Genomic DNA, 16,212 nt, shown 5'->3' with positions numbered 1-16,212 from the left:
TCACAAGTTTCTAACTCACCAGCATATAGAACATCCGATATAAAATAAAATTTATATGAACAGATTTCTCGAAGGCAGTGGAAAAAGAAGTTGATATTTAAAACAGGAATGCTATTAGGCTCAATTGGACAAAGTCTAATTGCCATTAGAGATCAGAACTAAACCTAACTCTCTGTTATATGATATTTTATAAACAGATGGATTATTTTGATACTGGCAAAAAAACATTCTTTTCCTTTCTCCAGAACATCAAATCACTCCTGCCATAAGAAATTGGGCTACCACTTCGTGAATATTCTTGAAGCTTGACTTTTTTAAAATGTTCTTACGGTGAGTACGCAGCGTATGGATTGAAATATTCATTTGTTCAGCAATAACATCGGTACTTAGTCCTTCTGAAATTTTCTTTATTAATTCCTTTTCCTTTGGAGTAAAATCGCTAAAAGGATCTCCCTGCTTATTTCCGCTTTTATTTGCATTAAAAACTCCATCATTATAAGTTACATTAAAGAAAGATTTTCCATTATTGAGATTGATAAAACTGAGGCTATCTTTGTGCTGTACAAAAAGATGAGAAACATCTGTATGCACGACCAGTACCTGTTTAGGCTTATACCCCTTAGTTAAAGTTAATGGCGTTGCCTGATGAAGTATAGTGCGGAGATTACCGTCTACATCCCGTATTGTATACATGTATACACTTTTATAGGACATCATTTCTTTAGCTGGAAGGTAATTATAAAAAAAATCAACTACTACCGATTCTTTTTTTGCCAATATTTCTTTTTGTTCTGGTATAAGCCTATCGATTATCAATTCAACATCTACTTCCATCGGATCAATTCCCAAAATATTTTTTGCACCCTCACTAATGTATTCTATTTTCAAGGTGGGCATATCTATAATAAAATGGTACTGTAACCCAGGCGAAAATAGCCCTGCTGTTCTTTTCAGCTGCTCGGGGTAAGCATAAGGTTTATGTTCACTTTTTACCTTTAGAAATGGCTTTTTCCAAAGGTCTAATATTCTATCAACTTTTGAGTCCATGGATTCAGGATTTTATAATTTTTGATTGGTTGCTTAGTAATAACTGAAAAAAAAATTAACAAAAAAAAGGTTTTATATAACATTAGCAATAAAGAAATATTCGGGAACAAATTAAAGTCATTATATATCTATATATCAGCATTTTATATACGCTAATAAAGTTTATGATTTTATAAAGGAAAAGTTGTTTTTTGTCAATTTATTTAGTCGAGTATCAAAAAAATACCTAAAATAAGGTATTGCGCCAAGGAGTTAAAACTACCAATTTTGTCAACAAATCTATAAACCTTAAAAAATTGGTAATGAAAAAACTCACAAGAACAATGGCCTTCTTCTAAACCGAAGCGTATTTGCTCTTTGTCTCTTTTAGTTTACATTATTTTAGACACACTTTATTTCTGGAGAGTTTACCCTATCCCATTATTTAATCTCAAACCCGCTTATGATCAATGAGCTTGTAAAGCTGTTTAAATTTAAAGATATATATACTCATTATTGATCCAACTTCACGGAAATGGTCTCGCCTATCATCTTATAACAATCTAGTTCTGATAGAAAAAAGAAATGTATGATCGATTTATACAAAAGTGATATCACAGGTATTATTATAAAAGTATCTTGCCGCAAATTCTATTTTACAACAACTTTTGAAAGTCTTGAGTTTAAAAGAGTGATCATAACTCATTGATGTATTCGTGTTAACCTTATTAAAAACACTGTTTTATAACAACTATTTCAGGACGTAATACTTGTTACCTTTTTGTATACCTTTTTTAGTAAAAAAGACACCTTCACTGAAATTAAGCAGAAAGTTAACTTTAAGTTCAAAAACTTTGAAGTAGCAGTCTTTATAGGAAGTTATAATGAAAATATTTTAAAACAAAAAAGCCGGATAGCTATCGGGGCGAACCTTGGTTATATTTATCTAGTAATTTTATTCTCATCTCAGGATAGATTTTTAAATTCTGAATATAGACTTTGCTTTTCATTCTTTTAATATGATTTTCAACAGCTAAAGCTTGCGTCTTAGATTCACATTCCACTTTTAAAAACAATTCCCAATCATTCGCATTTGAGGTAAATTTATGTGATTCTGCTTGTTGATGAAACTCTAAACGCTGGTCGATATTTGAAGTATAACCAATATAAAATCTGTTCAGCTTTTCAGAAAATAAGATGTAAACTAGGTACTGCATCCTAAGAGTTTTTAAAAACAAAAAAGCCTAATACTTTCGTATCAGGCTTTCTTTGCTCCCCCTCAACCCCGATAGTTATCGGGGCGAACCTTGGTTATATTTATCTAGTAATTTTATTCTCATCTCAGGATAGATTTTTAAATTCTGAATATAGACTTTGCTTTTCATTCTTTTAATATGATTTTCAACAGCTAAAGCTTGCGTTTTAGATTCACATTCCACTTTTAAAAACAATTCCCAATCATTCGCATTTGAAGTGAATTTATGTGATTCCGCTTGTTGATGAAACTCTAAACGCTGGTCGATATTTGAAGTATAACCAATATAAAATCTGTTCAGCTTTTCAGAAAATAAGATGTAAACTAGGTACTGCATCCTAAGAGTTTTTAAAAACAAAAAAGCCTAATACTTTCGTATCAGGCTTTCTTTGCTCCCCCTCAAGGACTCGAACCTTGGACCCTCTGATTAACAGTCAGATGCTCTAACCAACTGAGCTAAGGAGGAATTTATCGTATATAATAAACTATCATCTTTTGCGGTTGCAAATATAAACCATTATTTAGTTTCACAAAACGTTTTTTTAAAAAATATTTAAAATTTTATTCTCCCGTTAGCCAGCGGTAGACGTCGTTTCCGTTGGCAAACAAGACCAAAGCTATAAGTATAAAGAAACCAATTATTTGAGCATATTCCATTACCTTTTCGTTAGGCTTACGTCCAGATACTATTTCATAAAGCAAGAACATCACATGACCACCATCCAGTGCTGGAATAGGCAGTATATTCATAAAAGCTAAAATAATAGAAATAAAAGCCGTTGTTGTCCAGAAGGCTTTCCAGTCCCAGGCATCCGGGAACAAACTTCCTATAGCTCCAAAACCACCAACTTGTGTCGCTCCTTTCTTAGTAAACACATATTTAAATTGTGCTACGTAATCATGAAGCGTCCAGTATGCATAATCAAAACCAGCCCCAATACTTTCGCCAAAGCTATAAGACTTGGTCAAAATATCATCAGGCGATATAGCAGCTGTAATAACTCCAATATTTCCCTCCTCATTGGTAGTTATATTGATTTTACCGAAACCTTCGCCGCTGAGTTCTTTATCAAGACCTGTGTTTTCTTGTGGTTCACTGGTATAGGTTATCTCAACCGGAACACCCGTATTGTTTTTTATTTTTTGTCTGAATTCATGCCAGTAGTTTACTTTTTCACCATTAACAGAAGTAATTAAGTCTCCTTTCTTAAGACCAGCTTTTGCTGCGGGAGAATCTGCCAACACGCTGTCAATCATCGGTTTTTTAATTGGAGAAAAAGGCTGTAAACTTCCTGATTGAAATAGCTTTTGACCAATGTCTTCTGGAAGCGAAATAGTTTCTGAATTGCCATTAGTATGCTTCACTTCCACAGTACTCACATCTCTAAGCAACAAATGTTTGTTGATATCAATCTGGCTTTGCAGAGGTTCTCCATCAACACTAAGAATTTTGTCACCATCCATAAACCCGTAATCTTTCATTACCTCAGCGGTTTCAAGACCGTTTTCAAATACTTTTGGAGATAGGTAATTTTCACCATAAACAAAAAGTACCATCATATAAATGAGAAATCCTAGCACAATATTTACCGTCACTCCACCAAGCATAATGATAAGCCGTTGCCATGCAGGTTTACTACGAAATTCCCATGGCTCTGGGGGTTTGGACATTTGTTCCTTATCCATGCTCTCATCGATCATCCCGGAAATCTTGACATATCCTCCAAGAGGTAACCAGCCAATACCGTAGACCGTATCCCCTATTTTCTTTTTGAAAAGGGAAAACTTGACATCAAAAAATAAGTAGAATTTCTCAACCCTAATTTTGAAATATTTTGCAGGTATGAAATGGCCCAACTCGTGTAGAACAATAAGTATAGATAAACTCAAAAGGAGTTGTGCAGCTTTAATAAAAAATGGATCCATTAATCAGAAATTTTTCAGTCGCAAAAGTAATCTTTTATCGGTGCATAAAAAATTTTTGACAGTCTACTCCTTATAGTTAACAAATAATTGTAACCAATGAGACATTACAACCACCGCATTCGGGTTATTTTTGCAGAAGATTAAATAATTATGCTCAAATTTTTTGCTAAGTACAAGTTTTTTGCGGTGGTGATGCTCATCATTTCAGCCGTAGTTGTTACATTTATTTACAATCAATTAAAACCCACACCAAAGCTACCTGTCTATCAGCCAAGCATGGTGACTGCAGACCTTGTAGACACTACAGTCCAATACATTCGCAAGTATCATAAAGTAGATGATTTCAAACTTATCAACCAAAACGGTGACACCATAACCCAACAGGATTATGAAAACAAGATCTATGTCGCCGATTTCTTCTTTACGACCTGCCAGAGTATTTGTATAGACATGGCCAAAAGCATGCAAACTTTGCAGAAAGAGTTCAAAAATGATGACGACATCAAGTTACTTTCCCACTCTGTTACGCCTGAGATTGACGATGTAGCCCAGCTCAAGAAGTATGCGATAGAAAAGGAGGTCATCGACAGCAAATGGAACCTGGTTACAGGAGATAAAAAACAAATTTACAATCTGGCAAGAAAGGAGTACCTGGCTTCTAAAACCGAAGGCGACGGCGGTCCCTATGACCTCGTTCATACCGAAAATTTTGTATTGGTAGATAAAGAAAAACGCATCCGCGGGTTCTATGACGGCACCAATCCTGAAGAAATAGAAAAACTCATTGAGGATATCGATATCTTAAGGCTTGAATATCTACCGGAAGAAGAATAATTTTTCTACGGAATTTACCACTGCAAGATTAAATGTTTCACGATAACAAGCTTTTATGGTGTGGTTGGCTTAGAAGTAAGCATCCGTTGTCGATAAAGCTTCAGGCATGACGTTTTCACTAAAGAGACATCGTTCAGCTGAAGTCGGTTAGAAAACATTGAGTTGATAATAAAATAAGTTTTACTACGATCTCACCTAGACCTCACAGGTTTCAAAAATCTGTGAGGTCTTAAATTAGAAATATAGCTTAAGAATAAAAAATCAGGTTTTAAAACTGAATAAGTTTCAGTTCAACCACTGTTTTTAATTTAAATACTATTAAGACTAACACAAAGCTTTCCCAATTATCTAATATTCAGCACATAAAGCCCTTAACTTAGACTTTGCCACAATATAATTAGGGAATATAAACTATCAGTAATTTGGTTTTGCAGTGGATTCATTTGGTACTCATACTTTACTGAATACTCCCTCACTTCAATAGTATTGGAAAACTAATTTTTCCAATGCAATAAATAATAGCGATTGAAAACGTTTCGATCCAGACTATCATAAAAATTAAAAAGAAAAGACATGAGTTCAAATAACATACAAACCATCAACCCTGCAACTGGAAAGAGTCTCAGTCATTATTAATACATGACCGACAAAGAGGTAAAAGACGCCATTTCAAAATGTCATCAGGCTTTCACAATATGGAAAGAAATCTCTCCGAAAGATCGGGCTAAAACAATCAAAGTCATCGGAAAAGAACTCATCAATGCCAGGGAAGAATTGGCACAACTGATGACCGATGAAATGGGAAAAACATTAGAGCAAAGCAGACAAGAAGTAGATTTGTGCGCTGCCATTTGTCAATACACCGCTGAGAAAGGACCAGATGAATTGAAAACCGAGGAACGAAAAATGGTAAATGGAGAGTTCGGCCGCGTCTCGTAAGCTCCTACAGGGGTAATTTATGGTATACAGCCCTGGAATTATCCAAGCTACCAGGTCATAAGATATTCTATAGCAAACCTCATGGCAGGTAATGCAGTTTTACTAAAACATGCCTCAAACGTGACTGGCTCAGGTAAGTTATTGGAACGTATTTAAGCCGAGGCCGATATCCCAGACGGCTTGTTTACGACTTTGGTCATTAATCACGACCAGTCTGATAAAGTGATTAAAAATAAGCTGGCATGTGGAATAACGTTAACAGGAGGCCCTGATTCAGGAAGAAACATAGGTCAGAAAGCTGTTGCCGAATTAAAAAAAACAGTGCTGGAATTAGGCAGTAATGATGCTTATTTGGTTTTTGAAGATGCTGATATAGATAAAGCAGTAAGAGCCTGTGTCCAAGGGCGTATTTACAACAATGGTGAAACCTGTATTGCAGCAAAACGGTTTATTGTCACCGAAAAAGTATATGACGAATTTCGGGAGAAATTTGTGAAAACGATGAGCGAAATAAAAACTGGAGACCCAAATAACGAAAGTACTCAACTGGGCCCCATAGTGCGTAAAGATCTTCGCGACGATTTGCACGAGCAAGTGGTAAAAAGCGTTGAAAAAGGAGCCAAGATAGCCTGTGGAGGGAAAATTCCTAGCGGAGATGGATTCTTCTACCCTGCAACCGTTTTGGAAAATGTAAAAGCCGGACAGCCAGCTTAAGAAGATGAGTTTTGTGGACCTGTAGCTTCACTTATTAAGGCAAAAGATAATAAAGATGCCATGCGCATTGCAAACGACAGCCGCTTTGGACTTGGCGGTGGGATTTTCTCTAAAGACGAAGATGCTGCTATTGAAATGGCAGAAAAGTATTATGATACGGGAATGGTGTTTATCAATTCCTTCGGTTTAGCCGATCCAGCAATGCCTTTTGGTGGCGTGAAAGATTCAGGTTATGGAAGAGAACACGGTGGCTTTGGGCTAAAAGAATTTGTGAACGTCAAAAGTGTGATGAAGAGATAAGTTTGATTTTTATAGTTAGTCTATTGAAGATAGTGCATTTAAGAGAGATTCTAAATGCGCCATTTTTGTTTTGTGCTGGATTTAGTCGATCTGAAATAAACTACTTAACTACTAAGTCATTTTAGGCAAAAAACTTATAAGTATTGTTTAGATTTTCTTTTATTACTTGTCTTTTCAAAAGCTAAGTAAAAAACAAATGAGGAAAATGAAAGATCTTTAATTTTTCAACCTAAGTTAAAATTTTGATTGCTAAAACTTAGATCAATCTAAAGGTTACAGGTTCAGAATAAAAGCCTTAAAAAATCCTTTTTAAAACCTCTTCTATATCTATCAATATAATACTAAAAACACCAAGTACTATAACAAATTTGAGCAGGTTATGTAAAACTAAATAATGGATTTTTTGCTCGGATTGCCATACCTGGAAAAGGAAAATAATAAGCAACACGACACAGAGCAAAAAATAATAATCCATATAACCCGAATCGAAATATAGCACTAAAATTAAAGCGGGGATGATCGTAGAAATGACCAAAACAGAAATGAGTCGCTTGGTGAACTTTACACTGTATTTCACAGGAATTGTAGAGTAATCTAATGTAAAATCACCTTTTAAATTTTCAAGATCCTTGACGAGTTCTCTTATGAGGATAATAAAAAACAGAAATACCGCATGAACTAATATGACGGCCTCAAAATTTCTGTAATAGACAAATATGATAAAAAATGGTAAGATAGCAACCAGCCCGGCAGTAAGTGTTCCTAAAAATGGGTAGCGCTTAAGCTTGTGGGAATATAACCATAGGACAAAAATGTAGGTAGAAAAGAATAAAACCGCTTTAAAACTCACATAACTAGCAATGATGACACTTAAGAAATTGAGAGTAAAATAAACACCTAGTTTCGTTTTTTGGCTTACATAATTGTCAAGCAAGGTTTTTTTTGGTCGGTTGATAAGATCCTTTTCGGAGTCGTAAAAATTATTGATAAGGTAGCCTGATGCAATAGCTAAAGCGGTTGAAACAACAATTAAAAAAAGATTGACATCTAGCACAACTTCCCGGATAGGCAAGTGATGAGCCATTATAAATATAGAAGCCAGATATTGAGCTATAACAATGATGAGAATGTTATAACCACGAATGACGGAGAACAAACTCAAAAATTTGAGCCAAAGGCGTTTGTTCTCTCGAGACATAAGTCAATCTGTTTTAAAACGTATAAACCACTTCCAGTTTGTGATCTTTCAAGGCATCTTTAGCTTTTTCAAAATCTTGTGTAAAACCTAAAATATAACCTCCACCACCAGAACCACATAGCTTTAAGTAATAGTCGTTGGTTTCGATACCTTTTTTCCACAATTCATGAAATTGCTTAGGAATCATAGGTTTGAAGTTGTCAAGAACAACATTCGAAAGATGTTTGATGTTTCCAAAAAGGGATTTGAAGTCACCTTCCAAAAAGTTTTCTACACAAGCATCTGTGTGTTTTACAAACTTGTCTTTTATGATATTTCTGAATCCTTCCTGCTTCATATTTTCCATAAAGATCTGAACCATTGGAGCTGTTTCACCTACAATGCCACTGTCCAGAAGAAAGACGGCACCATTACCATTTTGTGCCTGAGAAGGAATCCCGGCTGGTTCGATATTATCTTTGGAATTGATAAGGATAGGTAGACTTAAGTAACTATTAAGAGGATCAAGACCAGAAGATTTTCCATGGAAAAACGATTCCATTTTAGAAAAGATCGTCTTTAATTTTAAAAGTTTATCCTTGGATAAGTTCTCTAAAACTGTGATTTTATCAAAAGCATATTTATCATAAATTGCTGCCACCAGTGCTCCGCTACTCCCTACTCCATATCCTTGCGGGATGCTACTATCGAAGTACATTCCTTCTCCAAGATCCTCATTCAACGAATCCAAATCAAAACGCACTGGAGTGCTTTTTTCTTTGTTGAGTTCTCCCAAGTAGTCAGAAAATCGCTGCAATTCTTTATTGGATTTGATAGCTTTTTCACTTGGGTTCTCTTCAACTTTTAAAGCTCCATTATAGAAATTATAAGGGATAGACAGGCCCTTAGAATCTTTTATGATGCCATATTCTCCAAATAATAAGATCTTGGAATAAAATAGAGGTCCTTTCATAGGTTTTGCTTTAGGATAAAATCAATCAATTATGCAAATATTAATGATTATTAAGAGATAAGTAATAGCATTTAAGAAAAAATATCTTTTCAAATAATTTTAAAAAGTAAAAATAAGTCTTTTTGTTGAATCATCAACTCATATCTTTAAACAAAGTTAAAACTGAATTTGATCGTGAATCACTTTTTCTCCCTGGCAAAATTGGATTAACTCTTCATCGATAAATTTTCTCACTCTTGCAGATGAAGCTTCGGGATACAATAGGTGAACATTAGCTCCGGCATCGAGTGTAAACCCAATTTGAACTTTTTCTGCTTTTCTCAATCCCCAAATTTTATGGATTACTTGCAAGGTGTTGGGTTGCATCAAAATAAAATAAGGGGAACTTGTCATCATCATGGCGTGAAGGGATAATGCTTCAGACTCAACCAGTGCAAAAAACTCATCAAAATTTCCTGAAGACAGGATGGATTTCAATTTTGAAATGTTAGCATCAGCTTGTTGAAAACGTTGTTCTGCAAAAGGATGTCCGTGCATTAAATTATGACCTACACTACTACTTACCTGCTTTTGCCCTTCATCAATAAGTAAAATTGAATCTTTAAAATCCCTGAAGTTGGAATGGATATCGTAAGGATAATCTATTCCATAAAAACTTGAACTTCCTTCTATATCTTCATGCTTCCCCCAAACTACAAGTTTACCTCCTGTGCTTCTGCATGCACTACCAGACCCCAGTCTTGCTAAAAATGAAGCTTTTTGAGCCTGAAATTCATCGGTTAATTCTGGTTTGACAGAAGCTTCCATTGCTACAAAACACTTAGCAAGGGCTGCCATACCACTGGCAGATGAAGCTATACCGCTACTATGCGGGAAGGTGTTTTTTGTGTGAATTTCAAATTCAAATGATTTCAAGAAAGGTGTGTATGCTTCTATTCGCTTAAGAAATGTTTCAATTTTGGATTTGAATGCAGGCTTTAATTCACCATCTAAATACACTTCAAAATGAAACTGATCGTCTGCCTCAATTCTTTTCTTTAAAATTACTTTGGTTTCTGTTTTGCAATTTTGCAGTGTATAACTTATTGAGGTATTTTTGGGGAGTTGTTCGCCATATTTTCCCCAGTATTTAACCAGTGCAATATTACTTGGCGCTTCTGCCTCATAGGCGCTTAGATCTGGGAGAAGCTGTGGAGTTTTATAAATAAAATCTTTAGTATTCATTTTTTGAGATTTTAGACAAATATAAGTAAAGCGAGATGTTCTTATCCAGGTTGTAGATATTGAAAAATATTAATATTTTGCTATCTTGAATTTAACTTATGAAAATTAATACAGTAGTTAAAATATTGATCGGGGTTATCGTTTGCCTAGGCATTGGCTTTATAGGTTCAATTGCTACACAAACAAGTGTTGATACATGGTTCACTACCTTAGAAAAACCTAGTTTCAATCCGCCAAGTTGGCTTTTTGCTCCAGTCTGGACTTTGCTTTACGTCTTAATGGGCGTTGCTGCAGGGATTGTCTGGAGCAAAGGTTTTCATCACATTTGGGTGAAGACTTCTCTTTATCATTTTGGTTTTCAACTTCTTTTAAATGCCGCTTGGTCTATTTCATTTTTCGGGTATCAATCACCTCTTGCCGCCCTTTTCATCATAGTAGCCCTTATCGTATTGGTTCTACTTACCTTCAAATGGTTTAAGATTGTAAGTGATACCGCAGCTTATTTACTCATCCCATATATCCTTTGGATTATTTTCGCAGCAGCCCTCAATTTTGAAATATGGAGACTTAATTAAGATGAAATAGTTCCTAAAGCATACAGCTGCTCAAGGTTAGGCTTCTGGCTTCCGCCTTCTGGCTCGAGAGTGATTCCAAAACCTTCAGACCTTGGAATATCTTGCAATTTGAAAATCTTATTATTAGGTGAATTGACATCAGCTAAAAGTCCAATACTGTTTGGGGTTAATGGCTCGAAAGTGAGTGACCAAGCCTGATAAACCATACCCTCTGGTGCTTCTGGCAATCCACTAATGTCTAAAATCAATTCATTAGTTTCATCATCATAAAAAGCAGCAACAGCAGTGTTTGGTGCGTTGAGTTCGTTTCCTGGCAAAGTAAATTTTCGAGTTCCAGGTTGTGCCATCTGTAAAAGCAAGTCTTCAAGTTTCTGTACTTTTTGACTTGAGTTTACTACTTGAGTTTCTTTGGTCTCCAGCTGTTCATTAACGAGATTGATTTGTTCTTCAAGATCTTGATTCAATTTCATCATCCATAAGATACCACCTAAAAGTAATATGGCTGCAGCCCATCCAAAATAAGAATAATTGGAAGTTATTATTTTTACCTTTGGTCTGGGTAAAGCCGCTTTATCACTGATTTTTTTAAGAATTTCTTTCTTAACTAAAGGCCTAACACCAGTAGAAGTTGCCTTAGAAAGCTTTAAAAGCGAATCTTCAATAGCTTTCACTTCTGCTTGCAATTCCGGATCTTTAGCTACGTCTTTGGCAACCTGAGCCTGTTCTTTTCCTGCAAGCGTTCCATAAACATAAAGTTCAAGCACTCCAGATTCTATATATTCTTTTGTAGTCATATTATTGTAATGTTTCTCTTAGTGAATTCAAGCATGTTCTATTTCTGGACTTTACAGTTCCCAAAGGAATTTCTAAAGTTTCTGATGCTTCTTTTTGTGTGTAACCTTTAAAAAATAGTAAATCGATCAATTTTACACACACAGGCTTTAATTTATCCACAAATTTTTTAATTCCGTAACCATCGCTTATGCTATCTAGGTCCATATCATCCTTAATGAAAAACGAAAAATCATCAAAATCTGAATTTTTGCGCTTATTCTTATAGGCTTTAGATCTTACCTTATCTATAGCTGCATTTCTAGATATATTCAGAAGCCAGGTAAAAAAGCGTCCTTTTTCGCTGGAATATGAGTCTGATTTGTTCCAAACTTTGATAAATACATCCTGTAGCACCTCTTCTGCCACCTCAGCATCATTGACTATTGTATTAATAATTCCGAAGATATTTTCAGAATACATATCATAGATCTGAGAAAAAGCGACTTCGTTTTTCTGCTTTAATTTTAAAATTAGATTATCTGGTTGCATTCAAAATTTTTTCTAAATCTACCTATTTTAATTTATTACACAAATCTTGTTTTAGCTGTAAATTCTTAAAAAACTAACCCTCAGTTATTTACGAAAATAAGTGAATTAAGGTTTAAATACTTGCAAAATAAAGTCTATAGTAAAACGTCTAACCTTTAAAAATGTATTTTCGCAGACTATGAGTAAAGTACGAGTAATCATACCAGCATATAATGAAGAGCGCTCTATAGCTAAGGTCATAAATGAAATTCCTTCACATATTTCTGAAGTAATTGTTGTTGATAACAAATCAACAGATCAAACAGCTCAAAACGCAAAAGAAGCTGGCGCAACTGTGCTTTATGAGCCAAACATGGGCTATGGCTATGCCTGCTTAACGGGGCTTTCTTATTTAAAAAAATCAAAAGATGCCACCGACATTGTGGTCTTTCTTGACGGGGATTACAGTGATTACCCCAATGAAATGGATAAGCTCATTAAACCAATTATTGAAGATCATATAGACCTGGTTATTGGCGCTAGAGTGAAATCGAAACGCGAACCCGGCTCGATGACATTTCCTCAAATTTTCGGGAATTGGCTGGCTACAAGCTTAATGCGCTTATTTTTTAATTCGAAATTTACAGATCTGGGGCCTTTTAGAGCAATAAAGTATAAAAAGCTTTTAGATTTGAAAATGGAAGATAAAACTTACGGATGGACCGTAGAAATGCAACTGAAAGCTTTGAAACAAAACCTAAGCTACACAGAAGTTGAAATGAATTACAGGAACAGGATTGGAACATCAAAAGTCTCCGGAACAGTTAAAGGTGCTGTTATGGCAGGAGTTAAAATACTGAGCTGGATTTTTAAATATACTTTCAAATGATTTTAGATTACATCATCGTTGGACTTTACAGTTTTGCACTATTGGTGATACTTATCTATAGCTTATTACAGCTGCAACTTGTAATTAATTTTAAAAAAGCTAAAAAGCAGAACACTGAATCTGTTCGAAATCCAGTGCACTGGCCAAAAGTAACAATTCAACTTCCTCTTTATAATGAGAAATATGTCGTAAAGCGATTACTTGAAAACATTTCAAAACTGGATTACCCTTACTCAAAATTAGAAATCCAAGTTCTTGATGACTCCACCGATTCCTCTAAAATCTATACAGAACAACTCACTCAGAAGCTTATAGAAAAAGGAATGAATGCTAAATACATTCATAGAACTGATCGAAAAAACTTTAAAGCTGGCGCTCTCAAAGAAGGCCTGAAAATAGCAGAAGGCGAATTTATTGCCATTTTTGATGCAGACTTTTTACCTCAGCAAGATTGGCTAAAGAAGACGATACCTCACTTCAATAAACCAAATGTAGGTGTTGTCCAAACCCGCTGGGGTCACGTCAATAGAAATTACAGTATTCTCTCAAAAATTCAAGCTTTTGCACTTGATTTTCATTTTCTTGTTGAACAGGTAGGGAGGTCTTTTGGGGGTCACTTTATCAATTTTAACGGGACAGCTGGAGTTTGGAGAAAAACTTGCATAGTCGATGCTGGAAATTGGCAAGGTGATACATTAACTGAAGACTTGGACTTGAGCTATAGAGCACAGCTAAAAGGCTGGAAATTCACTTACCTGAAAGACGTAGTAACTCCAGCTGAACTTCCTGTAGTTTTGAGTGCTGCTAGATCTCAACAATTTCGATGGAATAAGGGAGCAGCAGAGAATTTCAGGAAAAATTTTGGTTCGATTTTTCAAAGTAAAGCCTTAAGCCCAACATCAAAACTCCATAGCTTTTTTCACCTTTTGAATTCGAGCATGTTCCTTCTGATTTTAATAGTAGCAATCTTAAGCATTCCCATATTATATATCAAATTCCAGCAGGAGTCCTGGAATGTTATTTTTTATATTCTTGCTGCAATGGGAGCTAGTACAGTATTTTTCATCTATGGTTACTGGACAAGTTATAAAGAAATCCAAGGAAGTAGTTTTTTATCTTTTTTGAAATTTATTGGCCTCTTTATCACTTTCTTTTCCATAGCCATGGGCTTATCTGTCCACAATACTCTGGCTATTCTGGAGGGCCATTTCAATAAAAAATCAGCATTTATTCGTACGCCAAAATTTGATATCTCATCAAATACTGATACATGGAAGGGAAAAACGTACATCAATAAAAAGTTATCCTTTCTCAATGGTATTGAGATTCTATTGTTTGGATACTTTCTTTATGGACTTTATAGTGCTTACTTTACTCAAGATTTTGGCTTAGTCATTTTTCATTTGATGCTCGTGTTTGGTTTTGGATTTATATCCTATAAGACCTTATTTTCTAATGCTTAATGAAAATTAAAGCATATCATATATGGATAAAGACTTTAAGCGTTATTCTACTATGCTTTATCTATTACTGGTTAGGTTATGAATTAGAAAGGCATCAGTTTTGGTTGCTCTTTTCTTTGTATTCTTCAGCTTTTGGACTTTCATATTACCTATATAAAAGCGGTATCAAACTCAACTATTTGATAGGGTTAAGTTTTCTGTTTAAACTTATCTTTTTGTTTTCTATCCCCGAATTATCTCAAGATTTTTATCGTTTTATTTGGGATGGAATACTGAACAATCAAGGGGTCAATCCTTATTTGCATTTACCCAAAGAACTTGTTGAAAGCAATACAATTGATAAGAAAAATCTACGAGGCTTGCTTTTTGACGAAATGGGAGAACTGAGTATCAACAACTATTCTACTTATCCACCAGTAGCTCAATTGTTATATAGTATAAGTTATTATTTGGCAGGTAGTAATTTGCTTTCCAATGTAGTTTTTTTACGGCTTTTCAATCTCCTTGCAGAAATTGGACTGGTTTTCTATGGACTAAAGATGTTAGGCAAAATAGATCTACCCAAAAGAAACATCCTCCTTTTTATTCTTAATCCATTAGTGATTTTAGAATCAACGTTCAGCTTACATTTCGAAATAGTAATGTTATTTTTTCTAGCCTTAAGCCTTTATTATTTATACAGTTCGAGAGTTTACATCTCAGCTTTGGGAGTTGCAGCTGCAATTGCATCTAAAATGCTTCCGTTGATGTTTCTTCCTTTAATATTCCCTTTTATGAGTAAAAAGGGTAAGTTATTCAATAGAAATCAAATACTCCGATTTTCAAAATTTGTTACTGTCCTTTTATCAGCAATAGTTTTAGCCTACAGTATTTTTTGGGACTCTGAAATGCTTTCAAAAAACTTCAAAACCTTATCTCTTTACTTTACTTCTTTTGAATTTAATGCGAGTTTTTATTATGCCTTGAGATGGGTGGGTTTTGAATTAAGCGGTTATAATATGATAGGAGTTATCGGAAAATTACTGTTGTTGATCACAACTTTGGTTGTTCTGTTTTTAAGTTTTAAGAAGAAAAGTATAGACTTCAAAACCCTCTTGAGTTATATGCTCTTTGCCTCAACAGCTTATTATCTATTTTCAACGACTGTTCATCCCTGGTACATTATGCTACCACTTTTCTTAAGCATCTTTACAAAGTATAGGTATATGCTGTTGTGGAGCTGGCTTGTTTTTTTAAGCTACTCGGCTTACAGATTAGAAGGAGTTGAGGAGAATTATTCGTTACTGGGAATTCAGTATGCTTTTTTATTCACAACAATAAGCTACGAAATAATTGTAAAGAGAAAATTAGTTTCGTAAAACAGACTTTTTAGAAAAAATAAAGTACAATCCAAGAATCAATCCTAATAACATCACTATCCAAATGTGATTGTCTATTGGAGCAGGAATATCATCTACTCCATCATTTGGAGGAGGTGGCTGAGCAAACACGCTTATCCGAACTAGGACTATAAAAAGAAATAATAAAATTGATTTTTTCATTATAATGTACTCAAATGGAGCTCAATTAATCTGCAAATTTAAGGCTTTCAAATCTACCAACTCTTATTTTTATG

15 protein-coding genes, 1 tRNA gene and 1 pseudogene are annotated in these 16,212 nt (G+C 34.7%); 6 read left to right on the top strand and 11 right to left on the bottom strand.

What is annotated here, in order from left to right:
- Positions 1-249: 249 nt before the first annotated feature.
- The 5 genes from ACFQ0R_RS07585 to rseP all read right to left on the bottom strand — a co-directional run bounded on the left by ACFQ0R_RS07585 (position 250) and on the right by rseP (position 4,207).
- The gene (locus tag ACFQ0R_RS07585) at positions 250-1,047 is read right to left on the bottom strand and encodes a helix-turn-helix transcriptional regulator (RefSeq protein WP_379657776.1); all 798 of its coding nucleotides are present in this window, start codon (positions 1,045-1,047) and stop codon (positions 250-252) included.
- An 896-nt stretch (positions 1,048-1,943) separates the two neighbouring features.
- On the bottom strand, positions 1,944-2,243 hold the full coding sequence (locus ACFQ0R_RS07580) for a GIY-YIG nuclease family protein (protein WP_379657775.1): 300 nt from the start codon (positions 2,241-2,243) through the stop codon (positions 1,944-1,946).
- Between the two features lie 75 nt (positions 2,244-2,318).
- Positions 2,319-2,618, bottom strand: a complete 300-nt coding sequence (locus tag ACFQ0R_RS07575) for a GIY-YIG nuclease family protein (RefSeq protein ID WP_379657775.1) — start codon at positions 2,616-2,618, stop codon at positions 2,319-2,321.
- 55 nt (positions 2,619-2,673) lie between these two features.
- Positions 2,674-2,747: transfer RNA gene (locus tag ACFQ0R_RS07570), tRNA-Asn, on the bottom strand.
- 95 nt (positions 2,748-2,842) lie between these two features.
- A complete protein-coding gene (gene rseP, locus ACFQ0R_RS07565) occupies positions 2,843-4,207 on the bottom strand; it encodes an RIP metalloprotease RseP (RefSeq protein ID WP_379657774.1) in 1,365 nt (454 codons plus the stop codon).
- Between the two features lie 150 nt (positions 4,208-4,357).
- On the opposite strand from rseP, the gene ACFQ0R_RS07560 reads away from it, so the two are divergent.
- Both ACFQ0R_RS07560 and ACFQ0R_RS07555 read left to right on the top strand, forming a co-directional pair.
- The gene (locus ACFQ0R_RS07560; protein WP_379657773.1) at positions 4,358-5,041 is read left to right on the top strand and encodes an SCO family protein; all 684 of its coding nucleotides are present in this window, start codon (positions 4,358-4,360) and stop codon (positions 5,039-5,041) included.
- A 573-nt stretch (positions 5,042-5,614) separates the two neighbouring features.
- Positions 5,615-6,994, top strand: a pseudogene (locus tag ACFQ0R_RS07555) (NAD-dependent succinate-semialdehyde dehydrogenase).
- 295 nt (positions 6,995-7,289) lie between these two features.
- Here ACFQ0R_RS07555 and ACFQ0R_RS07550 read toward each other — a convergent pair.
- From ACFQ0R_RS07550 to mvaD, 3 genes are all read right to left on the bottom strand, one after another.
- Positions 7,290-8,192, bottom strand: coding sequence for a geranylgeranylglycerol-phosphate geranylgeranyltransferase (locus tag ACFQ0R_RS07550; protein ID WP_379657772.1), 903 nt, complete (start codon positions 8,190-8,192; stop codon positions 7,290-7,292).
- A 13-nt stretch (positions 8,193-8,205) separates the two neighbouring features.
- Entirely contained in the window at positions 8,206-9,144 is a 939-nt protein-coding gene (locus ACFQ0R_RS07545; RefSeq protein WP_379657771.1) for a mevalonate kinase family protein, read from the bottom strand.
- Positions 9,145-9,300: 156 nt separating this feature from the next.
- Positions 9,301-10,368: a diphosphomevalonate decarboxylase gene (gene mvaD / locus ACFQ0R_RS07540; protein ID WP_379657770.1), complete on the bottom strand. Its 1,068-nt coding sequence runs from the start codon at positions 10,366-10,368 to the stop codon at positions 9,301-9,303.
- Positions 10,369-10,466: 98 nt separating this feature from the next.
- On the opposite strand from mvaD, the gene ACFQ0R_RS07535 reads away from it, so the two are divergent.
- On the top strand, positions 10,467-10,943 hold the full coding sequence (locus ACFQ0R_RS07535) for a TspO/MBR family protein (protein ID WP_379657769.1): 477 nt from the start codon (positions 10,467-10,469) through the stop codon (positions 10,941-10,943).
- Here ACFQ0R_RS07535 and ACFQ0R_RS07530 read toward each other — a convergent pair.
- Complete coding sequence (locus tag ACFQ0R_RS07530) at positions 10,940-11,737, bottom strand: anti-sigma factor (protein ID WP_379657768.1); 798 nt, start codon at positions 11,735-11,737, stop codon at positions 10,940-10,942. The genes ACFQ0R_RS07535 and ACFQ0R_RS07530 overlap by 4 nt on opposite strands.
- A 1-nt stretch (position 11,738) precedes the next feature.
- Positions 11,739-12,266: an RNA polymerase sigma factor gene (locus tag ACFQ0R_RS07525; RefSeq protein WP_379657767.1), complete on the bottom strand. Its 528-nt coding sequence runs from the start codon at positions 12,264-12,266 to the stop codon at positions 11,739-11,741.
- A gap of 178 nt (positions 12,267-12,444) precedes the next feature.
- Here ACFQ0R_RS07525 and ACFQ0R_RS07520 point away from each other — a divergent pair, with 178 nt between their 5' ends.
- From ACFQ0R_RS07520 to ACFQ0R_RS07510, 3 genes are all read left to right on the top strand, one after another.
- On the top strand, positions 12,445-13,134 hold the full coding sequence (locus ACFQ0R_RS07520; RefSeq protein ID WP_379657766.1) for a glycosyltransferase family 2 protein: 690 nt from the start codon (positions 12,445-12,447) through the stop codon (positions 13,132-13,134).
- Complete coding sequence (locus ACFQ0R_RS07515; protein WP_379657765.1) at positions 13,131-14,597, top strand: cellulose synthase family protein; 1,467 nt, start codon at positions 13,131-13,133, stop codon at positions 14,595-14,597. The genes ACFQ0R_RS07520 and ACFQ0R_RS07515 overlap by 4 nt, the downstream gene beginning before the upstream one ends.
- Positions 14,598-14,812: 215 nt before the next feature.
- On the top strand, positions 14,813-15,955 hold the full coding sequence (locus ACFQ0R_RS07510) for a glycosyltransferase ArnT-like protein (protein WP_379657764.1): 1,143 nt from the start codon (positions 14,813-14,815) through the stop codon (positions 15,953-15,955).
- On the opposite strand, the gene ACFQ0R_RS07505 is transcribed toward ACFQ0R_RS07510, so the two are convergent.
- Complete coding sequence (locus ACFQ0R_RS07505) at positions 15,944-16,138, bottom strand: hypothetical protein (RefSeq protein WP_379657763.1); 195 nt, start codon at positions 16,136-16,138, stop codon at positions 15,944-15,946. The genes ACFQ0R_RS07510 and ACFQ0R_RS07505 overlap by 12 nt on opposite strands.
- Positions 16,139-16,212: the final 74 nt, after the last annotated feature.

Source organism: Psychroflexus salinarum, assembly GCF_042677225.1.
Taxonomy (GTDB): Bacteria; Bacteroidota; Bacteroidia; order Flavobacteriales; family Flavobacteriaceae; genus Psychroflexus; species Psychroflexus salinarum.
The sequence above is the reverse complement of the archived record's forward strand: the minus strand, read 5'-3'. Positions and strand labels throughout refer to the sequence as shown.

Excerpts from the sequence above, each read along its gene's own strand:
- ACFQ0R_RS07585 (WP_379657776.1), bottom strand. The coding sequence starts at position 1,047 with ATGGACTCAAAAGTTGATAGAATATTAGACCTTTGGAAAAAGCCATTT.
- ACFQ0R_RS07580 (WP_379657775.1), bottom strand. The coding sequence starts at position 2,243 with ATGCAGTACCTAGTTTACATCTTATTTTCTGAAAAGCTGAACAGATTT.
- ACFQ0R_RS07575 (WP_379657775.1), bottom strand. The coding sequence starts at position 2,618 with ATGCAGTACCTAGTTTACATCTTATTTTCTGAAAAGCTGAACAGATTT.
- rseP (WP_379657774.1), bottom strand. The coding sequence starts at position 4,207 with ATGGATCCATTTTTTATTAAAGCTGCACAACTCCTTTTGAGTTTATCT.
- ACFQ0R_RS07560 (WP_379657773.1), top strand. The coding sequence starts at position 4,358 with ATGCTCAAATTTTTTGCTAAGTACAAGTTTTTTGCGGTGGTGATGCTC.
- ACFQ0R_RS07550 (WP_379657772.1), bottom strand. The coding sequence starts at position 8,192 with ATGTCTCGAGAGAACAAACGCCTTTGGCTCAAATTTTTGAGTTTGTTC.
- ACFQ0R_RS07545 (WP_379657771.1), bottom strand. The coding sequence starts at position 9,144 with ATGAAAGGACCTCTATTTTATTCCAAGATCTTATTATTTGGAGAATAT.
- mvaD (WP_379657770.1), bottom strand. The coding sequence starts at position 10,368 with ATGAATACTAAAGATTTTATTTATAAAACTCCACAGCTTCTCCCAGAT.
- ACFQ0R_RS07535 (WP_379657769.1), top strand. The coding sequence starts at position 10,467 with ATGAAAATTAATACAGTAGTTAAAATATTGATCGGGGTTATCGTTTGC.
- ACFQ0R_RS07530 (WP_379657768.1), bottom strand. The coding sequence starts at position 11,737 with ATGACTACAAAAGAATATATAGAATCTGGAGTGCTTGAACTTTATGTT.
- ACFQ0R_RS07525 (WP_379657767.1), bottom strand. The coding sequence starts at position 12,266 with ATGCAACCAGATAATCTAATTTTAAAATTAAAGCAGAAAAACGAAGTC.
- ACFQ0R_RS07520 (WP_379657766.1), top strand. The coding sequence starts at position 12,445 with ATGAGTAAAGTACGAGTAATCATACCAGCATATAATGAAGAGCGCTCT.
- ACFQ0R_RS07515 (WP_379657765.1), top strand. The coding sequence starts at position 13,131 with ATGATTTTAGATTACATCATCGTTGGACTTTACAGTTTTGCACTATTG.
- ACFQ0R_RS07505 (WP_379657763.1), bottom strand. The coding sequence starts at position 16,138 with ATGAAAAAATCAATTTTATTATTTCTTTTTATAGTCCTAGTTCGGATA.